Source organism: Mesorhizobium sp. ArgA1, assembly GCF_053714375.1.
On sequence record NZ_JBSKBQ010000009.1, the window covers coordinates 49,853 to 71,206 of the forward strand.

The following is a 21,354-nucleotide window of genomic DNA, read 5'->3' on the forward strand; positions in this document are numbered from 1 at the left end:
GCAGCTTTGCTGCTCACCTCAAATCAGCTTCTCCAGCGTGATAGGCAGATCCCGCACCCGCTTCCCTGTCGCATGAAACACCGCGTTGGCGATCGCCGGCGCCACACCGACGATGGCGAGTTCACCGACACCCTTGCCGCCGAGCACCGAGGAATGCGGGTCGGGGATGCCGACCGAGATGACCTCGATATCGGGGATATCGGCGTTGGTCGGCACCAGATAGTCGGCGAGGTTGTTGTTGACGATGCGGCCATGCCTGCGGTCGACGATGCCTTCTTCCAGCAGCGCCTGGCCGATGCCCATGATGATGCCGCCTTTCCACTGGCTTTCGGCCAATTTCGGGTTGTAGAGCCGGCCCGAATCCAGCGCCGACACCACGCGCGACACGCGCACCGTGCCGAAATCCTCGTCAACCCGCACCTCGATGAAATGCGCGCACCAGGAGTGACGCGAATAGTCGCCCTCGGTGTGCGGCACCGACGTGGCGATGGTGGTGTAGTTCTTGTAGCGATCCTGCGCGCTCGAATTGGCCGGCATGGTATCGCCGACGGCCTCGATCCGGTCGCAGCCGACGCTGCTGAGCAGTTCCGCAATGGAGACATCAGGACCATCGCCGCGCGGCGCGGTGATGCGGCCATTGGCGACGACCAGCGTGTTGGCCTGCAGCGCATGGAAGGGCGAGCGCGGATCGCTGATCGCCAGCCCGACCAATTGGTCGAGCGCCGATGTCGCCGCCTTGTAGACCGCGCCCGTCATGACGCCGGCCAGCCGCGACCCACCGGCGACGCCGGCGCGGGGATATCGGGAATCCCCGAGCTTCACCACGACATCGTCGGCCGCCACACCGACCGTCTCGGCCGCCGTCTGCGCCAGGATCGTGTAGGTGCCCTGGCCCATGTCGATCGAGGAACTTTCGACCTCGACCGAGCCGTCGGCAAGGATGCGCACTTTGGCTTCGCCATAGGCGCGCCGCACCGGGTAGGTTCCGGCCGCCACGCCCCAGCCGATCAGCTGGTTGCCGTCGCGCATCGAGCGCGGCTCGGGCGTGCGCTTCGACCAGCCGAAGCGTTCCGCACCTGCGGCAAAGGCCTCGCGCAACTGCCTTGTCGACCAGGCCTTTTTCGCTTCCGGATCCTGCTCGGCATAGTTTCTGAGCCGGATCTCCAGCGGATCGATGCCGACCTCATAGGCAAGTTCGTCGATGGCGCTCTCGATGCCGAAGGCGCTAGGATTTTCACCAGGTGCGCGCATGGCGCCGGGCACCACCGAATTCACCCGGACGACATTCTGCTTCGAGGAGAAGTTCGGCGTCGCATACATGATCGAGGTGACCACGCCCAGCGGCTCGACCCACATGCCGTCTATGGATGTTTCATTGACGCCGCGATGCACGATCGACTGTATCACGCCGTCATGGTCGGCGCCGATCGTCACCGTCTGGCGTGTCGCGGCGCGGCCGCCATAGCCGGTAAAAGTCTGCGGCCGCGTCATCACGACCCTCACCGGCCGTCCCAGCATCTTGGCCGCAGCCGCAGCCACCGCGCCATGTCCGAGCGCCAGCGCCTTGGAGCCGAAGCCGCCGCCAATATAGGGCGAGACCAGGCGCACATTTTCGAAAGGAATACCGAACCATTCGGCATAGGTTCGCGCCATGCCGTCGAGCCACTGGCTGGGCTCCCACACGGTGAGTTTGTCGCCCTCCCATTGGGCGATGAGGCCATGCGGCTCCATCGGCGCCTGGTATTCGCGTGGCGTGTTGTAGGCGCCGCAGACGTGCACCGGAGCGGCGGCGAAGGCAGCCTGGGCGTCGCCCCATTCCTTGGTCATGGCGGCGATCGCGATGCCGTCGCCGGCCTTGGCGTCGCTGAGGTCGACGATGGCCGGTGCCTCGTCATAGCTGACCTTGACCAGGGCCGCGGCAGCGACCGCCTGCTCGAAGGTCTCTGCCACAACAGCCGCCACACGCTGACCGGAAAAAGTGATGTCGCGCGCCAGCGGGCAGTAGGGCTTGTCCGGCGGCGGTGTGCCGAACCAATCGGATGCGGTCTTGAGGCTCATGATCGTGTCCGGTGTCAGCACCTTGAGCACGCCAAGGGCTGCCTCGGCGGCTGACGTGTCGATGGAACGGACCTTGCCTGAGGCAATCGTGCTTTCGACCAGCACGCCATAGGCGAGGCCCTCCAGCTGCTGCTCGACCGCGTATTTCGCCGCGCCGGTGATCTTGGCCGGGCCGTCGACGCGCGACAGCCGCCCACCGACCTGATCGACAGTGCCGTCCGAAGCGTCGCCGTGCCGGGTTCTGGGGTCGTGAATGGTCATGCCATGGCTCCCGTCTTGAGGATGGCGCGGGCGACGACGCGCGGCGCCAGTTCGATCTTGTAGTGATTGGCGCCGTGGTCGACGGCGCCTTCGACGGCGAGCAGGCTGGCGGTGCGCACCGTGTCTTCGTCCAACACCTTGCCTTTAAGCGCCGCCTCGACGGCGCGCGCCCGCCACGGCTTTGTCGCGATGCCGCCGAGCGCGACGCGCAGGTCGCGGATGGTGCGGCCATCGGCTTCGAAGTCGATGCCGACCGCCGCACTTGCAGCGGCGAACTCATAGGACTGCCGGTCCCGGACTTTCAGATAGGTCGAACGCCTGGCGGAGGCGGAAGCCGGTATGCTGATGGCGGTGATCATCTCGCCCGGCTCGATGGCGTGTTCCCTGTCGGGCGTGGCGCCGGGCAGGAGAAAAAAGTCGTCGACCGCGACCTGGCGTTCGCCAAGATGCACGGTGGCGTCGAAGGCGACCAGCGCGGTGGCGAGGTCACCGGGATACATGGCGATGCAAGCGTCGCTGGTGCCGAGCACGGCATGGCCACGGGTGACGCCGCCGATCGCCGAGCAACCACTGCCGGGTGAGCGCTTGTTGCAAGCGGAAAAATTCGTAGGATCACGGAAGTAGGGGCAGCGCGTGCGCTGCATCAGATTGCCGCCAATGGTCGCCATGTTGCGGAGCTGCGCCGAGGCCGCCTGCCACAGCGCCTCGGAGACCGCGGGAAAGCTGCTCTTGATCTCGGCGTGGTCGGCAACGTGGCTCATCTTGGCCAGCGCGCCGATCAGGGCACCGTCAGCGTCGACCTTGATGGTGTCGAGCCCTTTGATATGGGTGACGTCGACCAGGCTGTCGGGTTCGGCGACGCCGCATTTGGCGAGATCGACCAGCGTCGTACCGCCGGCAAGCAGCATGGCGCCAGGCAGGGCGGCCGCCTGCCGTGCGGCATCGAGTGTAGCAGCGCGAACGTACGAAAAATCTCTCATGACGCGACCTCCAGTGCCGCCTGGCGCACGGCGGCGACGATGTGCGGATAGGCGCCGCAGCGGCACAGATTGCCGGCCATATATTCGCGGATTTCGTCATCCGAGCCGGCATGGCCTTCGCGGATGCAGGCGACTGCCGACATGATCTGTCCCGGCGTGCAGTAACCGCACTGGAAGGCATCCTGGTCGAGGAAAGCGGCTTGCACGGCGTTGAGCGTGCCGTCTTCGCTGGCCAGCCCTTCGATGGTGGTGATCTCGCGGCCTTCGACTTGTGCGGCAAGCGTCAGGCAGGCGAGCACACGTTCACCGTCGACATGCACTGTGCAGGCGCCGCACTGGCCCTGGTCGCAACCCTTCTTGGTGCCGGTCAGGTCGAGGCGGTCACGCAGCGCGTCGAGCAGGGTGACACGAGGCTCGACCTGCAGTTCATGGTCGTGGCCGTTGATGGTAAGATGGATCGGGATGGTGGTGGAGGTGGTTTGGTCGGTCATGAGGCGTCTGGCTCCAGTTGCTTGACGCTAGGGGTTTGAAATGGGCTTGGGTGGGGGACGGCAAGGGCGGCAGAGCGCGCCAGCTTCGCCGCGCCGGTCTCCAGCGGGCAGGGGAAGCTTTCGGTCCTTCAGCACGTGACATACCGCATCCCCTGGTTATATGATAAAGGCACTCCACTAAAGCGGAGGCGCCTCCGTTTATTTAACGTGGGGGCTGAACTGTCATGGTTCAAGCCCCATATGTGCGTTGAGTGGAGAAAAAATTGGACGACCTGCACAAAACCGCCGACGAGAAGCGCGAAGCCGCAGCGCCAAAACCGCTGCGCGCCGACGCGCAGCGCAACCGCGACCGGCTGGTCGAGGTGGCGGCGACGGCTTTTGCCGAGCAGGGCGTCGATGCCTCGCTGGAGGAGATCGCGCGCCAGGCGGGTGTCGGCATCGGCACGCTCTACCGGCATTTCCCAACCCGGGAGCATCTGGTCGAAGTGGTCTACCGACGCGAAGTCGAAGCACTCTGCGCGGCCGCCGACGACCTCGCCAGCCACCATCCGGCCGACATGGCACTGGAACAGTGGATGCAGCGCTTCGTCGATTACATCGCCACCAAGCGCGGCTTGGCGGCCAGCCTGCGCATCCTGTTCAACACCAATTCCGCCGTGTTTTCCGACTTGTCGGGCCGGGTGTCGCTGGCGTTGCGGCAGCTGGTCGAGGCGGCGGCGGCCGAAGGTTCGATCCGCAGCGACGTCGACGCTACCGACGTGCTGCATGCGCTCGGCGGCATCTACTCGGCCCCCGACACCAAGGACTGGCGCGACCGCTCGCGCCGGCTGGTCAAGCTGCTGATGGACGGGCTGCGATTTGGGGCGGGGAAGAGGTGACTTGTCGGTCAGGCCGAATACGCACCATCGACCGAATAGAACGAAACCGCGCCGGGCAGCCCGCTTGCTGCCATTTCGCCACGCTCCTCGAACCCCAGGCCGGAGCCGACCACGAGGTCGCGCACCGTGCGTGACGCGATGATTTCGCCCGGCTGCGCATGATCGAGCAGCCGCAACGACAGCTCGATCGCCGCGCCGGAAAATTGATGGCCGCGCTGCTCGCACTCGCCGATATGCACCGCCGAGCGGACTTCGACACCGGATCGCCGGAAGCGATCGCGAATGGAGATCGCGCACTGGATCGACCGCGTTGGCCGCTGGAACACCGCGAGCACCTTGCCGTTCGATCGGCTGATCTCTCTGCCTTCGGCCGCGAGGATTTCACCATGGAGCGCCTCGGCGTGGCGCTCGGCCAGCTCGATGCCGAAAGGCGAGCCCGTCATATCGAGGGACAGCACCGACACCAGCAGCCGTTCGCCTGGAGCCGTCGGCAACGCGCCGGTGACGAAAGCCTGGATTTCGTCGACAAGGCGATCGGAATTCTCGCCCCAGATCACGTGGTCACGACCGGCGAATTCGATATGTCTGGCGCCTTCGATAGACGTTGCCAGGAAGCGCCCTTCTTCCGCGTTCACCCAGCGGTCGCCTGTTGCCTGGGCGATCAGGGTCGGCACGTGAATGGCCGGTAGGATATCGCGGACATCGATTTCAGTGCCCCAGCGCCAGAGCTCGATTGCTTCTGCCGGTGAGGCCGAATTCCTGAGATAGGCGGCGAACCATTCCCGTTCGAATGCGTCGTTCATCAGGCTGGGGGCGGCATTGCTCATATCCGCCGGCTCTCCCCATTGCCGTTCGATGGCGGCGAGGTCTTCCTCCACCTGCTCGCCTGTCTTTCCCCAGGGGTAATCCCGCAGTCGTCTGCCGCTGGCATAGGCGCCGTTGAGCACGAGCGCTGCGGTGCGTTCAGGATAGGTCGCCGCGAACAGCATGCACATCGGGCCACCCTCGGAAGTGCCAAAAAGCACGGTCCGCTTCGAACCGACCGCATCGAGCACTGCCCGCATGTCTTCCATGCGTTCTTCCAGCGTCGGCAAGCCGACATTGCGGTCGGACAAGCCAGTGCCGCGTTTGTCCATGCGGATCAGGCGCGAAAAGCTGCCGAGACGCCTGAGCACATGCGAAAGCCGTGGCGAGGCCCAGGCATGGTCGAGGTTGGACACCCATCCCGAGACATAGATCAGGTCGATCGGGCCGTCGCCTGTGACCTGATAGGCAATGTTGACTCCCGCCGATTTGACGTAGCGGGTCTGCGGCCGCGCGGGTTGGTCGCTGAAGCCGGTAGCGTCATCCGAATCGGTCGTGCCTGTGCGTGCCGGCGCTGTCGTGCGGCGCGTCCGCAGCGTCTCGAACAATTGCCGCGTCTCCGGCTCGGGCTGCAGCTTGAGATCGCGTTGAAGCGCTGTGCGGCAGTGCTCATATTGCTTCAGCGCGAGATTGGTCCGGCCTTGCGCCGCATAGGCGCGCATCAGGGCACGGTGGACGTCCTCCCTCAGCGGCTCCATAGCGAGCAGGCGTGTAGCCGCGCGCACGCATGCGGCGGGATCGTTCGTTGCGGCATAATACGCGACAAGCCTGTCAAGCGCCGCGACGGCCAAAGCCCGAAGCCGTTCGCGTTCGATTCTCAGCCAGTCTTCGAATGGCTCCTCCTTCAGGCCGAAGCCGTCGAGCAGGTCGCCGCGGTAGACATTGAGCGCCAGTTCGAGGTCTTCGGGTGCCGGGCTGGCGACCAGCGCCTCGAACCGCGCAACATCGAAATCAAGGCCGTCGAGATGCAAAGCGACGCTGTCGCCGTCGGTGAGGAAGCGGCCGCCGCCGCACACTTGCATGGCCTTCCTGACGGACGATACCGCCTGCCGCAGGCTCATTCGCGCCTGTGCCTCGCTGTTGATGCCCCAGAGCAGGGTCGCCAGCTTCTCGCGCGACTGCGAATGCCCCGACTGGAGTGCGAGATAGGCAACCATCGCACGCGCCTTGCGGCTGATGGCCGGAACCGCCGCCCCGACGCCCGTAAAGTCGAAACCACCCAGCAGGTGAAGATAAGGTCCGGTCATCGGATCCGCCACGGTCACTGCCGCCGACGATCCGCTCAAGCTTACTCCATTTCAACAACTATTCCGCCGCCGAGGCGCTTTTCACGATTCCATCACGCAGGTTCCCACGCGTTTCTCACGATGCTCGAGGAGATTGTCCGCACTGAATCTCTTTTCGCAGGAGGACACCCGTGCATCACCCCGGCTCGACCGAATGGCCCATCTGGCATGACTATCCCGGGCGCGACCGGCAGGAGCGTGGCGCGCCGTCGCGGCACGACATTGCGCTGGCCGGCTATCTCGAAACGCAACAGGCCCATCGGGCATCGATGGCTCGCAGGCTGGATCCGGCGGCGATGACAGCCTCTGCATTGGCAGCGTTCGTAGGCCGCGTTTTCGTGCAGCGCTGCGCCCAAGTGTCCGCGGCCCGGCCAATGCCGTGGCCTGGATTGTCCAAGGCCCATGCGGTCTTCAGCAAGACCCTCTGGCGCCGGTGAGCAGGGCGCCTGCTTTGGTTGACGATCTCATCCCCAACCGCCACCACCGCTGCTTCCGCCGCCACCGCCACCGCCACCGCCGAGAGCCGGAATGACAGGCGGCTTTGGCGGAGTCTCTTCCGTCGGCTTGATCACCTTGCCGGTGGCCGCTTTCTTGTATCGGATCACCTTCGGCTGAGGCGCTACGCGAACCACCTTGCTATGCTTCACCGGCGGCGCCGGCTCAAACATCGGCGACACCGAGGTGCAGCCCATGAGCCCGGCCAGAACGCCGGAGAAAATTGTCCCGATGAATATCTGCTTCAATGCCTTGCCCACCATGGCCTCCATTGTTCAGAACAAGTCCCGACGCGGATTGGCTTCTTCCCAGACCCCCCGGGCCGCATTGACCAGTTGCGTGTCCAGCGAACCGGACGGGGGGATCTTCGACTTGAGCTCTTGACGCAGCGCGTCCAGGGCTACCGTTTTCGGCTTCGTCCCGAACTGCGCCAGGCCCTTTTTGGCGTCCGGAAGTTCCTTGCGCAGGTCGAGCGCGACCGCGAACGCCAGGAAACGCACCGCGACAGCCTGATCGGCCGTGCCGCCTTTCGCCATTTCGAGCGCCGCGCGATCATAGGCGCTGGACGGATCGCCGCGCGCGGTCGCCAGTTCGAACAGTCGTTGCGCCTCCGCTGGGTCCTGGCGCACGCCGACGCCATCCCTGTACATGCGGGCGAGACTGCCGGGTGCGTAGGGCTGGCCAAGATCGGTGGCCTGCTGGAACAGCGCCTGCGCTGTTTTCGGATCCTTGTCGATGCCCTGGCCGGCGAGGTAATTGCGGCCGAGCAGGTTCATCGAATACATGTCCTGGCGCTGGACGCCGGCCTGCAGGAAGGCGACGGCGCGGGCCGGATCGGCAGGCACGCCGTTGCGGCCCTCGGTGAAGATCGCGGCAAGATCGTTCATGGCATAGGTGTGCCCCATGGCCGCCGCCTTGAGCAGCAGGTCGAGACCCTTGGCCGTGTCGCGGTTGACGCCGTAGCCGTTGAACAGAGCGCGGCCCCACGACGTCATGCCGTAGGGATCGCCCTTGTCGGCGGCAGCCTTGTAGAGGGCGTTGGCCTGGGTGCGGTCGATGGCCGTTCCGGTTCCCGTCGCGTTGAGGTAGCCGAGTTCGAAAACGGCGCGAACATGCCCTTTCTTGGCGGCGTCCTCGATGGCTGCCTTGGCCTCGCCGACCCTGCCGGCTGCAAGCAGTGCGCGGCCGAGCTCGTAGCGGAAGCGGGCGACATCGGGATAGGTCTTCACCGCGGCCTCGCAGGCCGCCACGGCACCGGTGCCGATCTCGTTCGGCAGCAGGCCGGGTACCACGCCTTGCAGGTCGAGCGGTTCGCCGGCCGCGGTATCGCAGGCATCGACCGCAGGCGAGATCTTCATCGTCGCCGGTTTGGACGAACTGTTATCGGCGCGGATTTCGAAACCAACCACGATCGGCGCGTTGGCGCCGATCTGCGGCTCGTAACGAAGATGGTCGACTTCACCGGCCAACAAGCTCGATTGTGGCGAGAGCGTCCGATCCGGCAGCGACAGCGTTCCCGTTGCCGGATATCCCGAGACCTTCAGGCTGACCGCCGGATCGTCGGTCGGGAAATCCAGATTGAGCGCAACCGGTCCGACACCGACGGGAACATCAAGTTTGCGGTTCTCGATCGCTTCGGCAGCACCCGTGATGTGGATGCCGCGCTCCAGCACCTGCTGCTTCTGCTCGGCCTCGAGCGAGGCCATGATCTGTTGGCCCGCGGCACCTTCGCCGCTCTTGACGCGGAACACCAATATGCCCTGGCTTCCGCCGCCCCAATTGTCCTGCGTGGCATAGGCCAGCATATCCACCTCGTCCTGCGTAGCGGCTCCCTTGGGGACATCCATTTGCAGGCGCGGCAGGTCCTTGCCCGCGATCGGTTCGCCCACCGCGACCTCCTTGCCGTCCAGGATCAGGCGGCCCATTGCGGGTGGCCTTTCGATGCTGACGGTGATGGCGCCGCCATCGACATCGAACGGCTCCGGCAGGCCGAGAGCGACAGGACCGACCCCCGACAGCACCACCTTTTCCAGCACTGGCGGCAGCGAAGGCCGGTTGCTGCGGCGCACCAGCACCACGTCGTCTATCAGCGACGAGTTTTCCCAAGGCACCTGCATACCGTTGGTGGCTTGCACGACATCGCGGCGTACCGCCGACATGACCGTGCGGATCTCCTGGTTCGGCGCCAGCGCACGCCGCGAAAAGGCCGATGAAAACGGGCTGAGGTCGCCGCTGCCGTCATAGGCGACGGCGCCCGGTTCGGTGGCAAAGGCGATCAGCGTGTTCAGCGAGCTGCGCACCTGCGCCAGCCCGGTGTTGCCGGCGGTGACAAGCTGGTCACGCAGCCAGTAATTGTTGCGCGGGAAGGGGTTGTTGCGGCAGGCGTCGAGGATGATTACCTGGATTTTCGACTTCGAGCGCAACTGCTCCAGCACATCGTTGAGCTTGATGGCCTGGACCTCGATATCGGCCGCTTTCTTCAGCGAGGCGTCGACCGGTATCAGGAAATTCTCACCGCCAATCTGAAAGCCGTGCCCGGAATAGTAGACGACGGCGAGATCAGCGCCGTCGACGGCCGCCAGATAGTCCCGGAACTGGCCTTCGAACTGCTGCTTGGTGAGGTTCTCAGCGACGAAAACCTCGAAGCCCGCCAGCCGGAACGTGGCCGACACATCCTCGGCATCCTTGGCCGGATTCTTCAGTGCCGGGATGTCACGGTATTCGGAATTGCCGATGACGAGAGCGACCCTTCGATCGGCGCAGGCCTCAAAGGTTGTGAGGCTAACGAGGATGAAGGCCGCGATGAATCCGCAAAGTCGGAGCATGGCAAAACCCCTGGCCGCTGCCTGACGCCGACGAGAACACCGCTTGCGGCATCAAGGTCCGTTGACAGTATGCAACCTGCCACAGGATAAAGTGAAAGCCCCGTCACCGCCAGACCATAGAAGGCGATTCTTTCGGCGCCGATCACGGTGGCATTAACACGCGCTTTAGGAGAGGGTATGTGACAAGTCTCACAGTTCGCATCGACGTGCCGAATGCGCCGTCCGACGCCAGGGTTGGCGGGCTGCGGCCAGGGTGCGAGGGTCAAACGTCGAGGCAGATCTTGCCGAAATGCTTCTGCGCTTCGTAGTGCCTGAACGCTGCGGCGATGTCCTGCAGTGGAAAGCTGCTGTCGATGACAGGCTTCAGATGGTTGACCTCGATCGCCCGGATCATGTTTTCCTGGTCGGCTTTGCTGCCGATGGAAATCCCGCTGACGCGGATCTGGTTCGAGAACAGCGCCGGGATCGAAACCTCGGCCACAAAGCCGGTCAGGACACCGATGAGGGCGATGTGTCCGCATGTCCGACAGGCGGCTATCGACTGCGTCAATGTCGCGGGTCCGCCGACCTCGATCACGTGATCGACGCCGCGTCCGTCCGTCAGTTCCCTGGCCTTGCCGCCCCAGTCCGGAACCGCCTTGTAGTTGATGACACTGTCGGCCCCGAGGCGTCTCAGCTTCTCCAGCTTTTCTTCGTCGGACGACGTTGCGATGACCTGGGCGCCGGCGGCTTTGGAAAATTGCAGCGCAAACAGCGACACGCTGCCGGTGCCGAGGATCAGCACCGTATCGCCGGGCTTGACCTTGCCGCATGTCACCAGGCCTCGCCAGGCCGTGACGCCGGTGCAGGTGAGCGTTGCCGCCTCGGCATGCGTATAGCCGGCCGGCGCCCTGGTGAAGGCCTGCGCCGGCATGCACACATATTCGCTGGCAAAGCCGTCGAAACTGTCGCCCGGAATGTCGCGCCTTGTCTCCGATGTCATGTCGCCGCCCAGCCAACCGGGATAGAAGGTGCTGACGACGCTGTCGCCGGACTTGAACGTGCCGACGCTGTCGCCGACGGCAATCACCTCGCCGGCACCGTCCGACAGCGGGACGCGGCGGTTGGCGAGCGGCACCTTGCCTTGCACCGCGAAATCGTCGCGCATGTTGAGCGAGCAGGCGCGGATCCTGACCAGCATTTCGCCAGGCCCAGGCTGCGGATGATCCTCTTCGACCAGGTCGAGCCTGTCCAACCCGCCCGGCGCTCTCAGCCTGACCAGCTTCATTGTCTTTCTCCGACGTGCGGGGGGGCAGAATGCGGTGCTATCGTCGGACCGGCCGGCCCGAAATCACGCGCAGCCATGGCGCCAGATGGAAGGCGCTCATCAGCAGATACATCAGCGGCATGCCGGTCAGCACGGAGGCATCGGCCCCCAGGCAAGACATGACGCCGTCGCCAGTGTGCATGCAGGTGAGCAACGCCATTACAGCGAATGTCGGCGCCGCGGCGAGGCATAGCCAGTCGGCGATGCCAAGATGAGCCGCGCCAGTGGTTTGAGGGATCTCGCTGCTGACTCCAGTGCCGATGTCGCTCATGGTCTTGATCCCTTGATGGTCAGTGCCTTGTGGACTTGGTTCCCCTCCCTCGCCATAGGCGGGGAGAGGAAACGACGCTGGATGGGCGTCGCTATCAGTCCTTACTTGCCGTCTTTGTCCCGGAACGCGGCCTCGCCGGCTGCGGACACTTCTTCCCATCTCTTGTCGGGCCCGGCGTCATAATTGTCGTGCCAGTTCCACCAGCTGTAGAGCTCGGTCTGCGGATAGCCTTCGGGCGAATCTTCCCACACTTCCTGGCGGCCGAGCGGCGTGGCGTCGAGATAGCTCCAGACGGTTCCCATCTGCTCGTCGCCGCGGCTGTTGATGAAGTAGGTGCGGAACACCTTCTTGCCATCCTGGATGAACACGTTGTGGCCGTGCCATTCGTCGACGCCGAAGTCTTTGTCGAAGCTGTCGGTGATGGTGTACCACGGCATCTCCCAGCCCATCCGCTTCTTCAGCGTTACAATATCAGCCTGCGGCGCGCGCGAGGCATAGGCAAGCGTGGTGTTGCGGGCGTTGAGATGGGCGAGATGGCCGACCTGGTCGGCCCCCAGCGAACAGCCGCGGCAGGCATGTTCGGGCCAGCCATAGACGCCGGGCTCGTAGAAAGCCCGGTAGACGATCAACTGACGGCGGCCTTCGAACAGATCGAGCAGGCTTGCCTTGCCGTTGGGGCCTTCGAATACATAGGCCTTGTCGACTTCCATCCAAGGCATGCGCCGGCGCTCGGCCGACAGCGCATCCCTGGCGCGCATCGTCGCCTTCTCCTTCACCAGCATCTTTTCGCGCTCGGCTTCCCATTCCTGCCTTGAAACGATTGGCGGGGTCTTCATTGCCACGTGCTTGGTCATTGCTCGTCTCCTTTGCCGTTGCGGCGCGTCGTTGTCTGTTGATCGTGAGGTAGGGTAGGGCCGCGGGGCGGCGAGGGCGGAGTTACAAATGTGACGGGATTTGCAGGCGGGCCACCGCAGCAAGGGTGGCGGGGCCGCACAGCGTGCTCAAGATCCTCGAAAGTAGGCATGATCGGTTTTTCCTCATTGAGAAGCTTAATACGTTTATCTGAGATGCTCAGGCTAACGAATGGCCATATTTCCGTCAACGTCGCCCGGGGTGTCTCCTGCCAGTCCAGATGGCTAGGTTCTCGTCCCGGCTTGCTGCTTGGCGACGGTGACTTAAGTTAGGGCCGAGCAGCGCCGGGGTGGGAGTTACAAGTGTGACGGGATTTGAATGGACTCGCTGATCACCGCGGCAGGGCTGGCGCTGGCCGCGGGTGATCCGCTGGCCGCACTCGACCGCGTCGCCTTGCGCGAGGATGCGCCGGCGCTGGCGCTGCGCGGCATTGCGATGGCGCAGCTCGGCGATCTCGATCGCGCCAAAGCACTGCTGCGGCGGGCCGCCCGTGCCTTCGGTACGAAGGAGGCGGTGGCGCGCGCCAGATGCGTCGTCGCCGAAGCCGAGATCGCGCTGGTCTCGCGCGACCTCGGCTGGCCGGCGAAGGCTCTCGATGCGGCGCGGGCGACATTGGAAAAGCATGGCGACCGGCTGAACGCCGCGCATGCCGGGCATCTCAAGGTGCGGCGCCTGCTGCTCATCGGTCGGCTCGACGAGGCTGAAGACGTGCTGGCCGGCCTCGATCCGGCGCCGCTTCCGCCGGCGTCACGCGCCGCGCACGAACTGGCTGTTGCCGGCATCGCCATGCGGCGTCTGAAGACGAAAGCCGCGCGCCAGGCATTGGAGTGGGCGCGCCATGCCGCACGCCGGGCCGGCATTCCGGGCCTTATGGCCGAGGTCGACCGCGCCTTCCTGGCGCTGGATACGCCGGCGGCCCGGCTGATCGCTGGTGGCGAGGAACGCCCGCTGCTGCTCGAGGATGTCGAGGCGCTGGTGGCGTCGTCGGCGCTGGTCGTCGATACGTTCCGCTATGTCGTGCGCAAGCAGGAAACCACGGTCTCGCTGGCGACGCGCCCGGTGCTGTTTGCGCTGGCGCGCGCGCTCGCCGAAGCCTGGCCGGCGGATGTGTCGAGGGCGACGCTGATTGCCCGTGCCTTTGGCGGCAGGCACGCGGATGAATCGCACCGCGCCAGGCTGCGGGTCGAGATCGGCCGCCTGCGCGCCGAATTGCGGCCGCTGGCCGCCATCGGGGCGACCAGCCGGGGCTTTGCGCTGGCGCCGCGCCAGGCAGGCGAAGTGGCGGTGCTGGCGCGGCCGATCGAGGAGCGGCACGCGGCGGTGCTGGCCCTCCTGGCTGATGGCGAAGCCTGGGCAAGTTCGGCATTGGCGCTGGCACTCGGCGCCGGCCAGCGCAGCGTGCAGCGAGCGCTCGATCAGCTCGCCGAGGCCGGCAAGGTGCAGTCGTTCGGCCATGGTCCCGCGCGCCGCTGGATGACGCCGCCTGTGGCCGGCTTCACGACCACCTTGTTACTCCCGGCACCGCTGCCGAACGGCTAGATAGGGTTCTGTGGCCATGGTCGAGGATCAAGACATGAAACATTCAACAGCTGAAATCCTGCGCGAATACGGACCTTTTCCTGATGTCGACACCGTGCATGGCGTGAGCTTCGACGGACAAAATGTCTGGTTTGCCGCCGGCGACCGGCTGACCGCCTTCGATCCGGCAAGCGGTGAGACGCTGCGCTCGATCGATGTCGCCGCCCATGCCGGCACCGCCTATGATGGTCGGCATCTGTTTCAACTGGCCGGGGATCGCATCCACAAGATCGACCCCGACACGGGGCAGGTGCTGGCCACCATTCCGGCGCCCGGCGGCGGCCGCGATTCCGGCATGACCTGGGCTGAGGGCACGCTGTGGGTTGGCCAGAACCGAGCGCGCAAGATCCATCAGATCGATCCCGAAACCGGGAAAATCCTGCGCACCATCGAGTCCAACCGCTTCGTCACCGGAGTGACCTGGGTGGATGGCGAGCTGTGGCACGGCACCTGGGAGGGTGACCATAGCGATGTCCGGCGCGTCGACCCGCAGACCGGAAAGGTGCTGGAGCGGCTCGACATGCCGGCGGGGAAAGGCGTGTCGGGGCTCGAATCCGACGGCGGCGACCGTTTCTTCTGCGGCAGTGGCCCCGGCGCCATGGTGCGCGCGGTACGTCGCCCGAAATAGGCTGCTGCGGCGGCGTTTAGGCCGTGTAACTGTCTGCCGGCATCAAATCCCTGAGCCGTCGAGTTGCTGGGCGTCTTCGCCTGCCCAGGGCGCCGGCATCGAAGCCCGGCTCAAATTGGCCGTCGGCAGCGGCATCCAGCATTTCAGCTCCGGTTCGGGATATTCGATCACGCGTCCCGGCGACGAATCGGAGGAGCGCCAGCCTTCTGTGCCGAACTGGTCGGCGCGCGACCAGTAAGCGAGGTCAACCTCCGCAGGTCCCTGCTCGGACGGTCGCACCGTAACCAGGATGCGGCTGCCGTCCTTGGGCGCGCTCGCCATGTGCCGCCAGCGATCGGGTTCGTCCATTGCGTATCCTCCTGCACGTTGCAACGATAGTCGCCGCGTGCCCGGCAGCGGTCAACCCGAACTTTGTGCAAGATGAGATATCGTTGGCGAACGCACGCCGGACAAGCGTCCGGCGCTGGCACTTCGTCCGCTACGCGGCGAGACGGCGCCGTCGACGGCGATGTCGATCGACTTGTACCGGTCGAAGAGATATTCGGTCCGTAGCCGCAGACGCTCGCTGACTTTGACCACCGCGCCGCCGCCGATCGAATTGGCCCCGATATGAGTATGGCAGTGGGCGGAAGCCGTGCCCGCATCGCTCGGCTTTGTCGATTGCCATGTCCTCTGGCGGCCTGCATTCTAGCTGCCCAGGCAAGACAGTGCCTTCGTGGCCGAGGCCGATCAGCCGACCTCGGCGGTTCGAACCAGGGAAATGGGCATGTCGATCAAGGTGATTGGAGCGGGCTTTGGCCGCACCGGAACGGATTCGATGCGCGAAGCGCTGACCATCCTAGGCCTTGGCCCCTGCCATCACATGTCCGAAGTCATCGCCAACGAGGATCAGAAGCGGCTTTGGCGCGCGGTGGCGAAGGGTGCTGCGCCTGATTGGAGCGAGCTGTTTGCCGGCTATGCCTCCTGCATGGACTGGCCATCGGCGCATTATTGGCGCGAGCTGATCGAGGTCTATCCGGACGCCCCGGTCATCCTCACCTGGCGCTCGCCGGAAAGCTGGTGGCAGAGTTTCGAGAAGACCATCCTGGCCGGCATCAGCCAGCTCCAGGATCAAGAGGCGCTGGGCATCTCCCTGATCGCCAAGCAGGTCTTCGGCGGCAGGGCGCAGGATCGCGCGACCGCGATTGCCATCTACGAAGCCAACGTCGCCGCGGTCATGGCGACGGTGCCGCCGGAGCGGCTGCTGGTCCACGAACTGGGCGACGGCTGGGTCACGCTGTGCGCGCATCTGCGCGTTCCAGTGCCCGACCAGCCCTATCCCAATCGCAACGACACCAGGGAGTTTCGGGCGCAGTTTGGGCTGAACCGGCAACCCTGAGCAAGGTCGCGCACGCGCTTGGGTTGAGATGGGTCTTGAACCCCGGCCGCAACCGACCGCAATGACGGTCGACAATATCTGCTGAAGATCAGCGCAGCAGAAACCGGATTGCGCCTTCGGGACTATGATTCAGACGTGCACGGTGCCATGCGACAGCTCGCCCTCGTCGCTCGAGATAAGGAAAGCGGCGGCAAACATGCCGACATAGAGCAACCCGACCATGCACACGACATAGATGCCCGGAACAGGGCCGAGCTGCGCCACGCGCGCGGCGTCGAGGAATGACGCGCCGAAGCCGATCGGCGATCCTTCGCGCTGCAGGCTGGGCGTGGTGATTTTCAGCACCCAGGCCAGCATCAGGATCGTGTACATGAAAACGTAGTTGCGGCGCAGCCGGCGTACCAAAGCCGCGCGCTGCGAGATCAGGAAGCGCGGCGCACGCAGGCCTTCGCCGACGATGGCCAGCCAGTTGGAGGCGTAGTCGGGTTGCGGCGAGAAGATCTGCGCGAAATAGTAGCGCTCGAATTGGCGCACCCTGGCCCGGTAGACGTCGAAGAAGCGATAGCGCCGCGCCTCGATCCACAGAAGCAGCGTGATCAAGAGCATGGCGAACAGCAGCACGCCGTGATGGGCGCTGGGTGTCGACAACGAGACTGAGAGCATTGCGGCGACGACGGTGATCGCCCAGTTGCTGGTCCGGTCGAGCCTGTCGCGCCAGCCGGCCATGCGGGCGATTTCGGCGCGGTGGAAATGTGACATGGTGGTCGCGAGTTCCGATGAGGTGAGCTTCAGCGCGAACGCATCGGAGACCCGCGGCGCGGCCGCTGCTTCGTCGGGCTTAAAGGTCTTGACCTGCGACATTCCCCGCCACGCGCCTCCCTAACGCCGTGGCCGGCCGAAACAAGCCGGCCTTCACCCTAATAAACGCAACGCGCGGCGGTCCGAAACGTTCCAGCCTCTTTCCTTGGAGGGGTTTATGCTCAGTCCGGCCCGCCCGCCTACGCGATCGAATGCGGTGCGCTAGCGCCCGCCTCCCACAACCCTTCGCCGACGAGACCTGACCGCTTCCAGCAATTCGTGCTCGTTGGTGTGAGCATTTCGAAAAATGGCCACAACCATCACCGCCAGGATTTCGGCGTCCGGGTCCAAAGGGTCTCGATTCTCGTCCGCGCAGACCTGATCGAACACGTGTTCGCAAATAGCCAGATCGTGGGGGCTGAGGCAGGTGCGGTTGAAGCGCCCATGCGGCATTTGTGCGAACCTTTCAGGGCCCGCTGTCCGACGAGCCGCTGAGGCGATGGAATGCTCCAGCGATAATATCGTCGACAGTGTATTGCGGTGAGTTTACTCGTTTCCTGACGATTGAACGGTCAGAAGTCCCAAAATTTGCGCGCACTCACGAGCTTTATACTGACCAATGTTCATCAACTGGTAGTAATCATGTCGCTTGTTTTCCGGGATACGAAAGCCGCGCCTAAAATCGGCCGCCTCCTTCGGAGTTCGAGTGCAGCCGATTTTACTGGCTGTGACTTTCAAACTTGCCAGTGAGCATCCGATCCTGGCCGCAATATCCTTCAACGGCTCGTTGTTGATGTATCCGTCAAGAATTATCTTGCGACGAGCTTCGCTGTTGAGCTTTGTGTTCATTTCGACGGTCTCCCCAAATACGCTTCCACAATGGTCAAATGTATATGCAGCGGGCTGAAGAGTGTCGTTAGCGTCGCATCCAGAAACTTATCTCGGAATGCATTTCTTGCTGTAACTCAGCGTGATCGCCTGCTCTGTCGAAGCAAGTTCCGCTGCCGTTGGCGGTCGTGGTCACCGAACGGCTTGATCCGGCTGGTTGTCGATATAGGCCTCAAAGTCTTGCCAGATACCCGGGATACACCACATGATTACGAGGGGCATGGGCATAGCCGATTCGGATATGGACCACGCGATGGACGCAAAAAGGCAAGGCAAGACTCCTGCGAAGCAGCCTCCGGAGGGTGATCGGCGTCGTTGGCCGCGCGAAGCTCAATCTCATAACGAGTCAATTTCGCCACTCGGGCCGGCGCTCCAGCCTTTGTCCTTTTCAACGCTCGAACTGGCGCCAGAGGATCAATTCGCCACCTGGCAAGCGCACTTGGCTCCGCTTGTCGAGGTGAAGTTGCCGGATGGCAAGTCGCCGGACGATGGCTTTCCCGCCGACCACACGGCTTGGAACCTTGGTGGCATGCTGATCGTCCAACAGCACGCTCCGGCACATAGTTACATCCGTTCTGCCGCCAAGCTTCGCTCCAGTTCGATCGATCACTGGTATATCGCCTTGCCACGTACTGGCCGGTCTTGGACGGAGGTCGATCGCCGCGTTGCAGAAGGCCAGCCGGGCAGATTGGAGATCAGGTCGCTTGGCTATCCGTTTCGCGGGAGGACAACGGACTCCGAAAGCCTCTTTCTCTATCTGCCACGTGATTTGTTCTCTGATGTGGCCGCAACCCTCGACGCGAAGAACAATTCAATTCTGCTCGGCAACTTTGCCAGCCTCTTGGTTGACTACGTCAACAGCGTCGAAGCAAGACTGCGCAGTCTCACGGCCGAAGATCTGCCCCGCATCGTTCACGCAACACGCAGCATGATCATTGCCTGCCTCGCGCCACCGGCGGAACATGCTGCCGCCGCTGAACAATTGGCGGGTGTCGCGCTGATGGAGCGAGCGCGCCGATACGTCCAAAACAATCTGGATACGCCTCATCTGACACCGGATTCAATGTGCCGGGCGCTCGGCGTATCGCGCTCTCGTCTCTATCAGTTGTTCGAACCAAGCGGTGGTGTTCTCCATTACATACAAAGCCGCCGGCTTCTGGCAGCCCATATTGCCCTTAGCGATCCGGCGGACAGCCGGCGCATTGTTGAAATTGCCGAAGCCTTCGGGTTTAGTTCAGCCGCCAATTTCAGCCGGGCATTCAGCAAGGAATTCGGTTACAGCCCGCGCGAAGGCCGCACTACTGTGGTGTTGCCGCGCCCTGCCCACTTCGTTTCGCCTGCTGGGCACGACGAGGCCCCTTCCTTTGAAGGTTGGCTAAAGGCGCTCGGAAGCTGATTACCGATTGGAATGGGTTGATGCGGGCGGAGTCACACAGGGGCGGGAAAGATCACGCCGCCACATGAACCAGAATATCCGTGGCCCGTCCACCGGGCTATCAGTCATATAGCCAATTCCGGTTTATTAACCAACTGTTCATCGTTATCGCTACCAATCACAGGAAGCATGCATTGCAACTACGCAGCACGCGATTGTTGTTGAGATTGCGAGTTGAATGCTTGCGAAGCTTGACAGTTATGCTATTTCTGAACTGGGGGCCTAGATTCTAACCGCCTATGGAGGTGGCTATTGCATCCGGAGGCAACAGGGGTCGGCACGGAGAGTGAGAGGCCTTCCTCAGGCGATGCATCACGTCCCGCCGAAGCGCTGCTCGCTGATCTTTTGGCGTACACGACCGAATTTTTGTCGTTTTATGATCGCGACTTCTGTCTGACGCACTACGCAGCCAAACTCAAAGGCGTGTACGGAGGCGCGGTGGTGCTGGGTGCCGCCGTTTGGGAGATTTACCCGAGCTTCCTCGATGCGAAGTATCGTGACGAATTTCTTCGTGTGTTCCATGGCGGCTCACCGGCAAGCATTGATTTGCCGCGATCATCGGATGAATCGCCACGGTCCGCTTTCGTCTTCGCCACTGCAAATGGCGTGGGAATCATCGAATCAAGGGGGCGCGAAGGGCGGAGCGTGGTAGAGGAGCAAGAGCATGTAACTCTGCTCCATCAAGCGACGCACGACGTGCTGACCGGACTGCAGAATCGCCGGCGATTCGGCGATCGGCTGCAGCTGGCCATGGCCTCCCTCGGCGGATCAGAGCCGAAAGCCGCCCTTCTGCAAATCGACCTTGACGATTTCAAAGCGGTCAACGACACGCTCGGCCATGGCGCAGGCGACACTCTTCTTCAACTCGCGGCGGGTCGTATCCGCGACGCGCTACAGGACGGCGAATCCGCATACCGGTATGCCGGGGATGAGTTCGCTGTCATTCAATTGGGAAAGGAGCAGCCCGCAGAGGCTGAGCGCCTCGCTGGATCGCTGGTCGACGCTTTCAAGAACCCGTTCGTCATCAACGGCATTCCTGTCTTCGTCGGCTCGAGTATCGGAATTGCTTTCGGGCCGGAGCACGGGACCGATGGCGAACAGTTGATGAAAGCCGCCGACATTGCTCTTTACGCGGCCAAGACAGACGGACGCGGCTGCGCTCGAACATTCAACCGCTCGATGCTGCTCTTGCTCGAGCAACGCGAGAATCTGAGACGCAGCCTTCGAACCGCGCTGGAGCGGGGCGAGCTTTATCTGGAGTATCAGCCGCTCATTCGGCCTCCCTCCTCAGTGATCGGTTTCGAAGCGCTGCTGCGGTGGCGGCACCCGGAGGTCGGAATCATTCCGCCCAACGTGTTCATACCGATCGCCGAAGCCGACGGTCTAATGGACGACATTGGACGATGGGTGCTCGAGGAAGCTTGTCGCCAGGCATTGACGTGGCCTTCCTCGCTGACCGTCGCAGTGAACCTGTCACCAGCTCAGTTCCTTAGCGGTTCGCTGACGGACACCGTCGCTCAGATCATCGACGCAGTCGGAATCGAAGCCGACAGACTTGAATTTGAGATAACCGAGACGGTCCTGCTTGAGAAGACGATCGACAATATCGACACCTTGAATACTCTGAACGTCTTGGGAATACGAATTTCTCTGGACGATTTCGGAACATACTACTCATCGTTAAGCTACCTTAAGAACTTTCCCTTCGATACCTTGAAGATCGATCAGTACTTTATTGCGGACCTGGAGACCGATCTCAAAAGCCAAACGATCGTGCGATCAATCATGAATCTGGCACACGGCCTGGGAATAAATGTCACTGCCGAGGGGGTCGAGACGTCGGCACAGGCAAGGTGGCTGATCAAGGAAAATTGCGATTGTCTGCAAGGTAATTTCCTGGGGCGGCCACTTGGCGTCGAGGCGGTCAGCGATTTCATCAGGCGGTCCCCGCTGAGAGTGGTACGGGCGATGGAGGGATCAAATCGGGCGCTCTAGCGCCCTGCACCCTTTGTTAATGCTGAA

Annotated in this window: 19 protein-coding genes; 7 read left to right on the forward strand and 12 right to left on the reverse strand. The window is 63.4% G+C overall.

The window, feature by feature from the left end:
• Window positions 1-18: 18 nt before the first annotated feature.
• From ACWGTI_RS19760 to ACWGTI_RS19770, 3 genes are read right to left on the reverse strand one after another with little or no spacing between them, the layout of a single operon-like run.
• Complete coding sequence (locus tag ACWGTI_RS19760; RefSeq protein WP_454588661.1) at window positions 19-2,319, reverse strand: xanthine dehydrogenase family protein molybdopterin-binding subunit; 2,301 nt, start codon at window positions 2,317-2,319, stop codon at window positions 19-21.
• Window positions 2,316-3,299, reverse strand: coding sequence for an FAD binding domain-containing protein (locus ACWGTI_RS19765; protein WP_454588662.1), 984 nt, complete (start codon window positions 3,297-3,299; stop codon window positions 2,316-2,318). Before ACWGTI_RS19765 ends, ACWGTI_RS19760 begins: the two co-directional genes overlap by 4 nt.
• Window positions 3,296-3,790, reverse strand: coding sequence for a (2Fe-2S)-binding protein (locus tag ACWGTI_RS19770; RefSeq protein ID WP_454588663.1), 495 nt, complete (start codon window positions 3,788-3,790; stop codon window positions 3,296-3,298). The genes ACWGTI_RS19765 and ACWGTI_RS19770 overlap by 4 nt, the downstream gene beginning before the upstream one ends.
• Window positions 3,791-4,053: 263 nt before the next feature.
• Here ACWGTI_RS19770 and ACWGTI_RS19775 point away from each other — a divergent pair, with 263 nt between their 5' ends.
• Window positions 4,054-4,668: a TetR/AcrR family transcriptional regulator gene (locus ACWGTI_RS19775; RefSeq protein ID WP_454588664.1), complete on the forward strand. Its 615-nt coding sequence runs from the start codon at window positions 4,054-4,056 to the stop codon at window positions 4,666-4,668.
• An 8-nt stretch (window positions 4,669-4,676) separates the two neighbouring features.
• Here the strand turns inward: ACWGTI_RS19775 and ACWGTI_RS19780 are convergent, their stop codons facing one another.
• Window positions 4,677-6,818, reverse strand: a complete 2,142-nt coding sequence (locus ACWGTI_RS19780; RefSeq protein WP_454588665.1) for an alpha/beta fold hydrolase — start codon at window positions 6,816-6,818, stop codon at window positions 4,677-4,679.
• Window positions 6,819-6,949: 131 nt separating this feature from the next.
• Here ACWGTI_RS19780 and ACWGTI_RS19785 point away from each other — a divergent pair, with 131 nt between their 5' ends.
• Entirely contained in the window at window positions 6,950-7,255 is a 306-nt protein-coding gene (locus tag ACWGTI_RS19785) for a hypothetical protein (protein ID WP_454588666.1), read from the forward strand.
• A gap of 27 nt (window positions 7,256-7,282) precedes the next feature.
• On the opposite strand, the gene ACWGTI_RS19790 is transcribed toward ACWGTI_RS19785, so the two are convergent.
• From ACWGTI_RS19790 to ACWGTI_RS19810, 5 genes are all read right to left on the reverse strand, one after another.
• Window positions 7,283-7,576, reverse strand: a complete 294-nt coding sequence (locus tag ACWGTI_RS19790) for a hypothetical protein (protein WP_454588667.1) — start codon at window positions 7,574-7,576, stop codon at window positions 7,283-7,285.
• A 12-nt stretch (window positions 7,577-7,588) separates the two neighbouring features.
• A complete protein-coding gene (locus ACWGTI_RS19795; RefSeq protein WP_454588668.1) occupies window positions 7,589-10,138 on the reverse strand; it encodes a caspase family protein in 2,550 nt (849 codons plus the stop codon).
• A 262-nt stretch (window positions 10,139-10,400) separates the two neighbouring features.
• Window positions 10,401-11,405, reverse strand: a complete 1,005-nt coding sequence (locus tag ACWGTI_RS19800; protein WP_454588669.1) for a zinc-dependent alcohol dehydrogenase family protein — start codon at window positions 11,403-11,405, stop codon at window positions 10,401-10,403.
• Between the two features lie 37 nt (window positions 11,406-11,442).
• The gene (locus ACWGTI_RS19805) at window positions 11,443-11,715 is read right to left on the reverse strand and encodes a hypothetical protein (protein WP_454588670.1); all 273 of its coding nucleotides are present in this window, start codon (window positions 11,713-11,715) and stop codon (window positions 11,443-11,445) included.
• 101 nt (window positions 11,716-11,816) lie between these two features.
• Entirely contained in the window at window positions 11,817-12,569 is a 753-nt protein-coding gene (locus tag ACWGTI_RS19810) for a DUF899 domain-containing protein (protein ID WP_454588671.1), read from the reverse strand.
• 376 nt (window positions 12,570-12,945) lie between these two features.
• Here ACWGTI_RS19810 and ACWGTI_RS19815 point away from each other — a divergent pair, with 376 nt between their 5' ends.
• Complete coding sequence (locus ACWGTI_RS19815; RefSeq protein ID WP_454588672.1) at window positions 12,946-14,166, forward strand: helix-turn-helix domain-containing protein; 1,221 nt, start codon at window positions 12,946-12,948, stop codon at window positions 14,164-14,166.
• Window positions 14,167-14,200: 34 nt separating this feature from the next.
• Window positions 14,201-14,833 (forward strand): Vgb family protein, encoded by a 633-nt coding sequence (locus tag ACWGTI_RS19820; RefSeq protein ID WP_454588673.1) that lies wholly within the window; start codon window positions 14,201-14,203, stop codon window positions 14,831-14,833.
• Between the two features lie 42 nt (window positions 14,834-14,875).
• Here ACWGTI_RS19820 and ACWGTI_RS19825 read toward each other — a convergent pair whose 3' ends face one another.
• The gene (locus tag ACWGTI_RS19825; protein ID WP_454577323.1) at window positions 14,876-15,181 is read right to left on the reverse strand and encodes a hypothetical protein; all 306 of its coding nucleotides are present in this window, start codon (window positions 15,179-15,181) and stop codon (window positions 14,876-14,878) included.
• Window positions 15,182-15,548: 367 nt separating this feature from the next.
• Between ACWGTI_RS19825 and ACWGTI_RS19830 the strand changes: the two genes are divergently transcribed.
• On the forward strand, window positions 15,549-16,211 hold the full coding sequence (locus ACWGTI_RS19830; protein WP_454588674.1) for a sulfotransferase family protein: 663 nt from the start codon (window positions 15,549-15,551) through the stop codon (window positions 16,209-16,211).
• Window positions 16,212-16,340: 129 nt separating this feature from the next.
• Here the strand turns inward: ACWGTI_RS19830 and ACWGTI_RS19835 are convergent, their stop codons facing one another.
• Complete coding sequence (locus tag ACWGTI_RS19835) at window positions 16,341-17,072, reverse strand: DUF2270 domain-containing protein (RefSeq protein WP_454588675.1); 732 nt, start codon at window positions 17,070-17,072, stop codon at window positions 16,341-16,343.
• A gap of 483 nt (window positions 17,073-17,555) precedes the next feature.
• On the reverse strand, window positions 17,556-17,858 hold the full coding sequence (locus tag ACWGTI_RS19840) for a hypothetical protein (RefSeq protein WP_454577320.1): 303 nt from the start codon (window positions 17,856-17,858) through the stop codon (window positions 17,556-17,558).
• A gap of 292 nt (window positions 17,859-18,150) precedes the next feature.
• On the opposite strand from ACWGTI_RS19840, the gene ACWGTI_RS19845 reads away from it, so the two are divergent.
• Together ACWGTI_RS19845 and ACWGTI_RS19850 are read left to right on the forward strand one after the other, a co-directional pair.
• Window positions 18,151-19,293: a helix-turn-helix domain-containing protein gene (locus ACWGTI_RS19845; protein ID WP_454588830.1), complete on the forward strand. Its 1,143-nt coding sequence runs from the start codon at window positions 18,151-18,153 to the stop codon at window positions 19,291-19,293.
• A 291-nt stretch (window positions 19,294-19,584) separates the two neighbouring features.
• Entirely contained in the window at window positions 19,585-21,327 is a 1,743-nt protein-coding gene (locus ACWGTI_RS19850) for a putative bifunctional diguanylate cyclase/phosphodiesterase (protein ID WP_454588676.1), read from the forward strand.
• Window positions 21,328-21,354: the final 27 nt, after the last annotated feature.